This is a genomic window from Propioniciclava sp. LT432, assembly GCF_059515965.1.
Window position 1 is genome coordinate 1 of record NZ_JCAKNE010000057.1, and the last position, 9,221, is coordinate 9,221.

General features: G+C 67.3%; 9 protein-coding genes and 1 pseudogene. 6 read left to right on the forward strand and 4 right to left on the reverse strand.

Annotation, left to right across the window (positions count from 1 at the left end):
• The 4 genes and pseudogenes from AC5YDV_RS19245 to AC5YDV_RS19260 form a co-directional block, all read left to right on the forward strand.
• A pseudogene (locus tag AC5YDV_RS19245) lies at positions 1–207 on the forward strand (IS110 family transposase); the annotation flags it as partial.
• Between the two features lie 16 nt (positions 208–223).
• Positions 224–655: an ATP-binding protein gene (locus AC5YDV_RS19250; protein WP_496184767.1), complete on the forward strand. Its 432-nt coding sequence runs from the start codon at positions 224–226 to the stop codon at positions 653–655.
• 897 nt (positions 656–1,552) lie between these two features.
• Positions 1,553–1,753, forward strand: coding sequence for an antitoxin MazE family protein (locus tag AC5YDV_RS19255; RefSeq protein ID WP_496192565.1), 201 nt, complete (start codon positions 1,553–1,555; stop codon positions 1,751–1,753).
• The gene (locus AC5YDV_RS19260; protein ID WP_496185144.1) at positions 1,750–2,076 is read left to right on the forward strand and encodes a type II toxin-antitoxin system PemK/MazF family toxin; all 327 of its coding nucleotides are present in this window, start codon (positions 1,750–1,752) and stop codon (positions 2,074–2,076) included. The genes AC5YDV_RS19255 and AC5YDV_RS19260 overlap by 4 nt, the downstream gene beginning before the upstream one ends.
• An 850-nt stretch (positions 2,077–2,926) precedes the next feature.
• On the opposite strand, the gene AC5YDV_RS19265 is transcribed toward AC5YDV_RS19260, so the two are convergent.
• On the reverse strand, positions 2,927–4,345 hold the full coding sequence (locus AC5YDV_RS19265; protein ID WP_496185145.1) for an ATP-binding protein: 1,419 nt from the start codon (positions 4,343–4,345) through the stop codon (positions 2,927–2,929).
• 129 nt (positions 4,346–4,474) lie between these two features.
• Complete coding sequence (locus AC5YDV_RS19270; RefSeq protein ID WP_496185146.1) at positions 4,475–5,836, reverse strand: site-specific integrase; 1,362 nt, start codon at positions 5,834–5,836, stop codon at positions 4,475–4,477.
• A gap of 457 nt (positions 5,837–6,293) precedes the next feature.
• Between AC5YDV_RS19270 and AC5YDV_RS19275 the strand changes: the two genes are divergently transcribed.
• Positions 6,294–7,160, forward strand: a complete 867-nt coding sequence (locus AC5YDV_RS19275; protein ID WP_496192566.1) for an alpha/beta fold hydrolase — start codon at positions 6,294–6,296, stop codon at positions 7,158–7,160.
• 82 nt (positions 7,161–7,242) lie between these two features.
• Entirely contained in the window at positions 7,243–7,494 is a 252-nt protein-coding gene (locus tag AC5YDV_RS19280; RefSeq protein WP_496185148.1) for a DUF6582 domain-containing protein, read from the forward strand.
• A gap of 35 nt (positions 7,495–7,529) precedes the next feature.
• Here AC5YDV_RS19280 and AC5YDV_RS19285 read toward each other — a convergent pair whose 3' ends face one another.
• Both AC5YDV_RS19285 and AC5YDV_RS19290 read right to left on the reverse strand, forming a co-directional pair.
• Positions 7,530–7,826 (reverse strand): antibiotic biosynthesis monooxygenase, encoded by a 297-nt coding sequence (locus AC5YDV_RS19285; RefSeq protein WP_496185149.1) that lies wholly within the window; start codon positions 7,824–7,826, stop codon positions 7,530–7,532.
• Positions 7,827–7,979: 153 nt separating this feature from the next.
• Positions 7,980–9,170 (reverse strand): integrase catalytic domain-containing protein, encoded by a 1,191-nt coding sequence (locus tag AC5YDV_RS19290; RefSeq protein ID WP_496182577.1) that lies wholly within the window; start codon positions 9,168–9,170, stop codon positions 7,980–7,982.
• Between the last annotated feature and the right edge of the window lie 51 nt (positions 9,171–9,221).

Here is a 9,221-nt window from a genome sequence, read left to right on the forward strand (position 1 = left end):
CAACTCAACCGCGCCCTTCACACCGTCGCCCTCAGCCGACTCCGGATCCATGAACCGACCAAGGCCTACGCCGCCCGGCGCACCCAAGAGGGCAAGAGTGCCCGCGACATCAAACGCTGCCTGAAACGAGCCATCGCCCGAGAGGTCTACCGACTCATGAACACCCACGCCGCCGCCGTCGCAAGGAGCCTGCCCATGACCGCTTGACAGACATAGAAGCATCCTGGCCACCGGCCTTGGCATCGCGGCCGCGAATCACGGCCACCGGGTGCTGTTCGCGACCGCGACCGAGTGGGTCACCCGACTCACCGACGCCCACCGCGCCGGACGACTACCCCAGGAACTCACCCGGCTGCGGCGCTACGGGCTGATCATCGTCGACGAGGTCGGCTACCTGCCCTTCGAGCAGGACGCCGCGAACCTGTTCTTCCAGCTCGTGTCCAGCCGCTACGAACACGCCTCACTCATCCTCACGTCCAACTTGCCCTTCAGCGGCTGGGGCGGCGTATTCGGCGACCAGGCCGTCGCCGCCGCGATGATCGACAGGGTCGTCCACCACGCCGACGTCCTCACCCTGAAGGGCGCCAGCTACCGGCTACGCAACCGCGGGATCGACACCCTGCCCAGCATCAGAACCCAAGACGCGGCAGACTAGGACTCGACGAACCGGTGGCCTCGTTTTCGAACGTCGGATCGGCCTCATATTCGAGCGTTGTCGACAGTCGGTGAGGCTCAAACATGCGAGGTCATCGATGAACTTGTCCTTGCCCCGCAACTCGTCCGCTATCCTGGCCTGAGCTTCCTGGCGAGGACGTGCGAGGAGCGCGATCGCGCTTGATTGGTCTGCATACCGGGTGCGAAGGTAGCGCCCCAAGGTCTGCTCCAGCTGCGCCAAGCGCAGGTAGAAGTGCGTGCGTACAGGCACACTCGCGAGGTCCGCGCTGGTGACGAACGCGTCGATGGAATCCTGTTCCAGTACGAACAAGAACGGCTCCTCGCGCAACCGGGCCATGATCGCGTTGAGAGGGGTTTCGCTCGAGACGATGTGCCGCGCGGCCAGTGGCGTCATCACTTGCATAACGAGTTCCTGATCGCCGCATCGGGCGCCGTCCACAGCCTTGAAGACCCCCACCCAAACTCCATCGTGGATCACGGGGGCGTAGTCGTACTGACGCTTCTGCAGAATCGACGCGGCCTCTCTAGCGTCGTCACCCGTTCTCAAGGAGAGGGCACGCCCGAGCGGGGTCGCTAGGTCGCGAGCCCGGAACCCACGTCTGCGTTTCCCACGTCGGCCTCAGCACAGAGCCACCTTCCCCGACTCCTTCACGAGAGGCAAGCGACCAGGCCGGAAGGTCACCTGTCGAGCTTCGATGACCCACTCCGGGCTTACATCAAGAGCGCGCACTTCTGCCGCACTGTGCGCGAGGGTAGCCTGTCGGCTCCGGTACCCGTGGCGCACACCCTGTTCTGCCGCTGGTGGTGCTGGTGTGGGGCTTGCTGGCTTGCGCCTCTTGGGCTCACAGCCCGTTACATGTAACATAACGGTATGGCTGTGAAGGAGCGTGTAGGCGAGTACCGCCATCGGATGCGGGCACGGGGCTACCGTCCAGTGCAGGTGTGGGTGCCAGACGTGCGGAGCGAGCAGTTCGTTCGCGAGGCTCGTCGCCAAGCATCGCTGATCGCGCAGGTCGACCGCCACAGCGATGACCAGGACTTCATTGAAGCCGTGACGGTCGACTGGGACGAGGAGTGAAACGCGGAGAACTGTGGACGGTGGCCGGTGGGGTCTATGCGTCCAAGCCGCGCCCCGCTGTCATCGTGCAGGACGATGTGTTCGAACTGACGGAGTCGGTCACCGTCGCTCCGCTGACGACCACCGTGACCGATGCGCCGTTGCTGCGACTCCGAGTCCCTGCGGGGGGTTTGGCGGGGCTGGCCCAGGACAGCGATGTGATGGTGGACAAGTTGACCACGGTGAGGCGGAGCAATGTCCAGGCGAGGATCGGTCGGCTGTCGAGCCAGCAGATGGTCGAGTTGGAGCGCTTGATGATGACCTTCCTGGGCATGGCTCGATAGCCGCCGCATAGGCTCGCCCGGAACATCCTGTATTGCGGCCGGTCGCGCGGTCGATCGTGCTGCTTCACGGTGATCGCCCATCGCCTCAACACTCGTCCGAATCCATCAGCGGCGCGGGCCAAGAGGGCACCTGAGTTGGACCTCTCCAAGCGAATTCGAGGCCCCCGCGGAGCGGCGCTCCTAGTCACGCGGTAGTTGCTCACCACGTTTAGGTCACTAACCCCGGCGGGCTGGTGGGGCTGGCTCCCTTCCCAGCGAGCGCGAATCCGGCCGCCCGGGACATGTCGATGCAGGTCCTGACGGTGGCTGGACGGGGTCCGAACGCTGTTGGCGCCGCTGATGAGGCGTCCAGGCACCCTCACAGTCGCGTTTCCTCCCATGCCCGAGCGCGGAGGCCCATCTGCCGACCTCTAGCCACCTGCCGACCGTTCCCAGCCGCGGCGCCCGGCGCCCTAACTGCATCATCCAGCGAGGAATTCTTGGCGAGGAGTTCCCTGTTGCGCGCCGCGACCGCGGCTATGTCACCACCCCACGCGATTCGTGGGCACTAAAGAGGTCCAAGTCGGGTCGGAGCCAGCCGAATCGTCGCCGAGGGGCGCGGGCGTCGGCTGTCTGACCACGACGCCTACGCGGCCGAGATCGCCCTCACCTGAACGCGCGCAACTGCCGCGCCGCGGACCATACCCTTCGGCTGCTCGGCCGCGACCTCATCTGTGGTACGGGCCGCGATGCCGCCTGTCGGGGTGCCTGCGACTTTGCGTCTGGGCTGGCAGATCGGCCGTCCTCGATCCGGGTTGACTTGGCGTGAGCTGCAACACCGAGCTGTAACACCGATGTTGCAGCTGGAGTGTTACAGCTGGCCCAGGGACCAGGTGGCTCGAGGGTCGCGCTTGGACGTCCCCCGCCACGTGACGATGCCCTCCTGCTCGAGCGCGGCCAGGGCACGAGTGGCCGTCATGCGGGTCACGCCCGCCAACTCCGCCAGCTGACCGGTGCCCAAGGGCTGGCCCGCGAGTCGCAGGGCGTCGAGGATCGCGAGGGCGCTCCCGGTGAGGCGGGACACCACCTCGGCTGGCAGCGCGTCGGAGGCGAGCAAGGTCAGCGTCACGGTGGAAGAGGACTGGGTGTAGATCGGGTCCACCAACCCACGGCGGCGCATTTCGGTGAAGATGCGCAGGATCCCCTCGCCGAGTTCGCGGGTGATGCCCAAGTCCGCGCAGACCCTCGCGATCCGGGGGTTCCGCGCGGAGCGCTTGATCTCCAGGGGCTTGTCGGGGTTCACCAGGCCCGGGAACCGTCCCGGCGACGTGATCTCGACCCGGTTCGGGAAGATCTCGAACCGGATGTGGTCTCCCATCATGCTGTAGGAACGGTGCACGACCGCGTTGACCAGCCCTTCGAGCCAGGCGTCCCTGGGAATCCGGGTGCGCGCCTCGAACAGGCCCGCGGGGCCGAGTTGGCGCCACTTGGGCATCATCTGGTCGATCGTGTCGGACGCCACCATGATCTGGCGGGGCAGGGAGCCCTCCACCCGGACGTCCTCGCCGTCCTCCAGGCTCATCGACCTTCCCACGCCCCGTTCGTCTGCCCCGTACCTGAGGACGCGCACCAGGGCATTCGGGAACTCGCGTTGCGGACGGCCGTCGAAGAGCAGTTCAGCGGCCACGGTGAGGCGGCCGCGGCGATCGATCAGGTCGCGTGCGGCGAGCATGCCCTCGATGGACGAAGCGCCAATGGCCCGGGCGTAGCTGGCGAGTTGGTCTTGGTCGAGGTCATCCACGCCGAGCTCGACGGGAGTGGCCTCGTAGTGAGCTGCCCCCCGGTCATAGACGAGTTCACGCTGCTGGGCGGCGGTGAGCTGCCGCGACTCGTCGCCCACCCGCAGGTAGCAACTGCCCTTCTGCGTGGTGTGCACCTGATCCCCCGGCTCGATACGGAACACCACCAGCGTGACGGGATCGCCGCCCGCGGCCGCCGCCAACACCTCCTGGACGCGCACCCGCACCGGCGGGAGGGTGAAGTCCAGCGCCACCTGCCTGAGCTCATTGCGCCTCTGGGGTGGGACACCCTCCACGAGCCCGTCGTGCAACCCCACGACAAGGACGCCGCCGTCGGCGTTGGCCATGGCCACCAACGGGACGGCCACGTCCCGCGGCGCCGTCCGGGCCGACTTCCTCTCGAACCACTGGTCTTCAGGCAGGCTCGCCAGCGCGGGCCCGACCTGGTCGGGAGGCAGGGACAGTGCGCGGTCCACGTCAGCTGAAGACATATCTCTACTGTAACATTTGGTCAGTAATAGTCAGAGCTACGAATCGAGCGCCCTCCGTGGGTGACGTGGGCCTTACCCACGCCACCGGTTGCCCATGACTCCCCGGCACCCGTCGAGTCGAACGATCGATCAAGGCTGGCGGGTGCTGGCTTCGATCATGGCTGAGACGTTGTCGGCGACGGTGGTGAGGTAGTCCATTTCGGCGCGTTGGTAGCGCAGCGCCATCTTCGGGGAGGTGTGGCCGGCGATGGCCTGGACCGCCCGCAGGTTGCCCCCGGACAGCCGGTAGGCCCAGGTGAGGCCGGTCACGCGGGTGCCGTGGAACACATAACCGCCCCGCCCGGTGAGCAGTTCCCGGATCCGTTGGGAGGCGTCGCTCTCCGGCTCACCGGTTTGTGCCAGGTGGGCGGCGGCGTCGGCCTCGAGCCGGTCAGCGACGCTCCGGCAGGCCTTCTTGAACGCCCGCAGCCAGTCGGCCGACCTCACCGGTCCCCCGTCCCTGGCCCGCCAGAACAGCAGCCCGGTCCTGCCGGGCTGGGTGTGCCCGCGCAGGTGCGCCTTCACGTCGTCGACCACCGCGGCCGGGATCGGGAGGGTCCGGGACGCGACGCCCTTGCGGGCCGTCTTCAACGGCCCGATCTCCAGCCCGCCCTCGGCCTCCTTCACCGACTGGTGGACCTTCACGGTCGGAACGTCGGCGGTGAGGTCGAAGTCACGACGCTGCAGCGCCCGGACCTCACCCGAGCGCAGGCCCAGCACACCCCCCAGCAGGACACCCAACCGCCAGGGTGCGGGCATCTCGGCCGCGACGGCGTACAGCACGTCGATCGGCAACGGATCCGTGTCCCGTTCCCGCGACGCCTGCGCCTGGGTGGCCGCCTTCACCTGCACCGGGTTCACCTCGGCCAGCTCCGCCTCGACCGCTGAGTTCATGATCGCCCGCAGCAGGTCGTAGGCCTGCCGACACGACGACTCCCGCGCGACCACCGGCAGACCCTGCCACCACAGCCGCACATCCGCGCGGGTCAACTCACTGACCCGGACCTCGCCCAGGCCCCGCTTCGCGACCGGCTTCCCCTTCGTCATCCCACGCCGCGTCAGCGTCGCCGGCTCAGCCAAAATGTAGAACCTGAACAGTTGCCGGTACCGGTCCCGCGACGTCGCAGCAAGGTCAGCCCGCTCCAAGTAGCGCGAGCCGTAGACCGCGATCGTGGGCACCGCGTCGGCGGCCTCCCGCGCGGCCTGGGAGCGCCGGCGCTCCTCCTCGGCCGCACGGAACCGATCGATCGGTGGCGTCCAGTCCCCGCGGTCGATCAGCCGCCGTTCCCGGTCCAGCCACCCCCACGCATCGCCCTTGGCGTCGAACGTCTGCAACGCCGTGTAACGGATGCCCGGATCCACCCCGCGGACACTGCCGATAATGTAGGAAGCCTGATAGCGCCCCGACGGCAGCCGACGCACCTTCCCCCACGGCCGCCGACCCTCCGCCATCACCCACGCCCCTCCCGGCGGTCAAACCGGATGACCGTCCGCACCGATTGAAGCACGTTTCGTGCCCCGAGTGTGCTCCGAGTTTCGCCAGCCACGCCCACGCATGTCCACGCAAACCGAAGATCATGAGGACGAATGCCGTAGCCAGAGGCGTCATTAGGCGCTTGGGAAGGGGCTTCGAAATTGCTCATGCTCTAATTCGAATCTCGTATCCTCCGCCACGCGATTCCCGTCCTGACCAGGGCGGGAATCGTCACTTTCCGGGCTTAAGCACGGGCGCGTCGAATGCCTGGGTGGCGCCGCGCTTCGGGACCTCGACCTCGTCCGGGACTGATTTCGTGATCTGCACGTGGAAGGGGCGCGAAGAGGAGGACGATGGGACTGGGAGACGGCCCCGGCGAAGTCCACCGAGTGGCGAGCCGGGCCGCTTCACCAACATCACCGCTCCTGCGGAGGCATGATGGACCACACATTGCCGGATGGCCGCTCGCTTGCCTGGGCCGAGTTCGGCGACCCCCTCGGCAAGCCGCTCTTCTTCTTCCACGGGGCGCCGGGATCGCGCCTGCTCCACCCGCCGGACGACGTGACCCGAAGGATGGGCGTGCGCCTGATCTGTGTCGACCGACCGGGTTACGGAGGCTCGACCTTCCAGCCCGGCCGCCGTGTCCTGGATTGGCCCGATGACGTGGCGTCCCTGGCGGACGGGCTCCATCTCGACACGTTCGCCGTGGCTGCACACTCGGCTGGCGCCCCGCACGCGCTGGCCTGTGCCCATCGCCTGCCGGACCGGGTGTCGGCCGTCGCCATCCTGTCCGGCGCCGGCCCGGTCGACGCGCCGGGCGCCACCAGCGGTATGACGTTTCTCAACTGGCTGGCGTTCAAGCTCGGTCAATACATGCCATGGCCGCTGGCGCGCGCCCTGGTCTCGTTGTTCTTCCGTGAGCAGGCCGCCAACCCGGCCCAGGCCGTCGACACGGACAAGCGCAAGCGCTGCCCTGCCGACGAAGAGGTCATGAGCATCCCGAGTGTTCGTGCGAATTTCGTCGACAGTGACGTGGAGGCCTACCGGCAGGGGCTCCAGGGGTTCGCTTGGGAGGTTCGTCTGTTCACCCGTGCCTGGGGATTCCCCCTCGAAACGATCAAGGTCCCCGTTCACCTGTGGCATGGCACGGCAGACAACTTCGCCTCCTTGCAGATGGCCCGGTACATGGCCGAGAAGATCCCTGGCGCGAAGACGCACTTCTTCGAGGGTGAGGGACACTTGTTGCTCATTCCACACTGGGAGGAGATCCTCGCTGCGCTCTTCGCCACGGAGAGAACCTGACCCAGCGGTCCATGCCTCGCGGCACAAAAGGCGCGGCTCGTGGACCCTTTGCGCGCGGGCGGTGGATGGCTAGCCTCGATGGATGACGAAACCCATCCATCGCCGCGACGACACGGACCCGGAACGGGGGGAGCACGAGTACGGGAAGGTCGAGTTCGCCGATCCGGTGAACAACAAGTACCCCATCGACACTGAGGAGCACGTCCGCGCCGCCTGGTCGTACATCAACAAGCGCTCGAACGCCGCGAAGTACTCCGCCGACGAGGTCGACCGCATCAAGGGCCGCATAACGAAGGCCGGACGCCGCTACGACATCGACTTCGACGACGACTGACCCTTGATCGCCCGGGGCGGCCCACGCCCACTGGATCAGGCGCGGTCGCGGCTGTCGAGCAGGACGTTCATAACCGCGAGCACCGGTTCGCCCGCGAAGCGTCGGAACAGCGCCGGGGCCGCGGGCGGTTCGGGCGCGGAGCGCATGGCCTCCAGGGCCGCGCGGTCGCGCCACAGTGAGTGGATGGCCCAGTGCCCCTGCCCGTCGCCCAGCAGGCGCGTCTCGAGCAATCCGTCCGGGCGGCCCTTGGCCAGCAGCCTCCCGAACTCCTGCCTCAACTCGTCGCCGCGCACCTCGTCGATCTGGGCGGACACGATCGTCAAGACGTTCATGCAGCAAGCATCCGCCCGGCTGGAGCGCCTGGCAACGGCCGGTGAGTCCTTCCCCGTGATGCCTCATGTCAATACCTCCGGATGGATTAGGTCGTTGCCTCACCTGTGACCTCCGGTTCGGCAGGAGTCGTTGCCTCACGTGTCTCCTCCGGTTCAGCCGGTCGCGGCACGGCGTTGCCGGGCGGTACGGCCCTTGGCCTGGGCGAGGGCTTCGAGGCGTCCGGTGTGGTGGAGGATCTCGCGTTGCAGGGCACCGAGGCGAAGCTTCTTGAACCGGGCGTTCATCGTGATCACGGGCCGTTTCCGGGTCGCGGGGTGGGCGAGGGCACGCTGGTGCGGGGTGGCGGCCTGGTGGTACTTCTTGACGACCTTGGCGCCGTCGCGGTGCTTGGAGGCCAGCTTCAGGCTGGGCAGGAAGTAGTTCGCGAACGCGTCATCCAACGCCCAGATCCGGTTCAGCAGCTCGAGCTCGGCGTCGGTGTCGTACCGGTAGTAGCCGACCAACTCCCGCACCCGGGCCCAGTTCTTCTGCTCCACGTAACAGCCGTCGTTCTTCTTCCCCGCCCGCCCGCGCGTGAACGTGATCTTGCGGGTCTCGCAGTAGTGCAGGAAGTGGTGGTTGATGAACTCCGACCCGTTGTCGGAATCGATCCCCACGATCGGGAACGGGAACATCCCGGCGGCGTGGTCGATGGCCTCGATCACCCACCGACGGGCCCGGTTCGGCACCGACCGGTTCACCGTCCACCCCGTCGCCACATCGGTCATCGTCAACGTGTAGCAGTACTCACCCGAGGCCACCCCACCGTCGTGGGCGACCAGGTCGATCTCGACGAACCCCGGCGTCGCATCGTCCCAGTCAGCGAACGTGCGGATCGGGATCTGGTGTTTCAACAACGACCCCGGCTTGGTGTGCGTCCGGCCGCGTAGCGTCATCCGCTTCCGCTCCCCGGCGAGCATCCGGTCGATCGTGGCCGCCGAGATACCGGCCAACAACTCGGCCTGGGTGTCGTCCAAGACGATCTCCCCCTCCACCCGCAGCAGGGGCACCAGCACGGGCATGAACGGCGCCAGGATCTTCCCCGCCGGCGCCCGCAACAGGGTCCAACAGCGCACCAGGGCGGGCAGCAGGTCATCGCCGTAGACCCGCGACCGCGGCTTGCGAGGCCGGACCGGTTTGACGACCAGCACCTCCCGTAACGCCGCCCGCGCATAGTCACGATGCCAGCCCGTCAACTCGACCAACTCGTCCAGGATCCGCGACTTCCCGGCCCGGTCCGCCCCCTTGTAGGCCAACGCCTTCTTCACCGTGACAGCCCTGCGCTCGCTCAAGGTCAGCTCCATCCCCGGATCGTTCAGGCGGAGACCCTTACGCGAGGCAACGACACCCCCGAA

Excerpts from the sequence above, each read along its gene's own strand:
- AC5YDV_RS19265 (WP_496185145.1), bottom strand. The coding sequence starts at position 4,345 with ATGTCTTCAGCTGACGTGGACCGCGCACTGTCCCTGCCTCCCGACCAG.
- AC5YDV_RS19270 (WP_496185146.1), bottom strand. The coding sequence starts at position 5,836 with ATGGCGGAGGGTCGGCGGCCGTGGGGGAAGGTGCGTCGGCTGCCGTCG.
- AC5YDV_RS19275 (WP_496192566.1), top strand. The coding sequence starts at position 6,294 with ATGATGGACCACACATTGCCGGATGGCCGCTCGCTTGCCTGGGCCGAG.
- AC5YDV_RS19280 (WP_496185148.1), top strand. The coding sequence starts at position 7,243 with ATGACGAAACCCATCCATCGCCGCGACGACACGGACCCGGAACGGGGG.
- AC5YDV_RS19285 (WP_496185149.1), bottom strand. The coding sequence starts at position 7,826 with ATGAACGTCTTGACGATCGTGTCCGCCCAGATCGACGAGGTGCGCGGC.
- AC5YDV_RS19290 (WP_496182577.1), bottom strand. The coding sequence starts at position 9,170 with ATGGAGCTGACCTTGAGCGAGCGCAGGGCTGTCACGGTGAAGAAGGCG.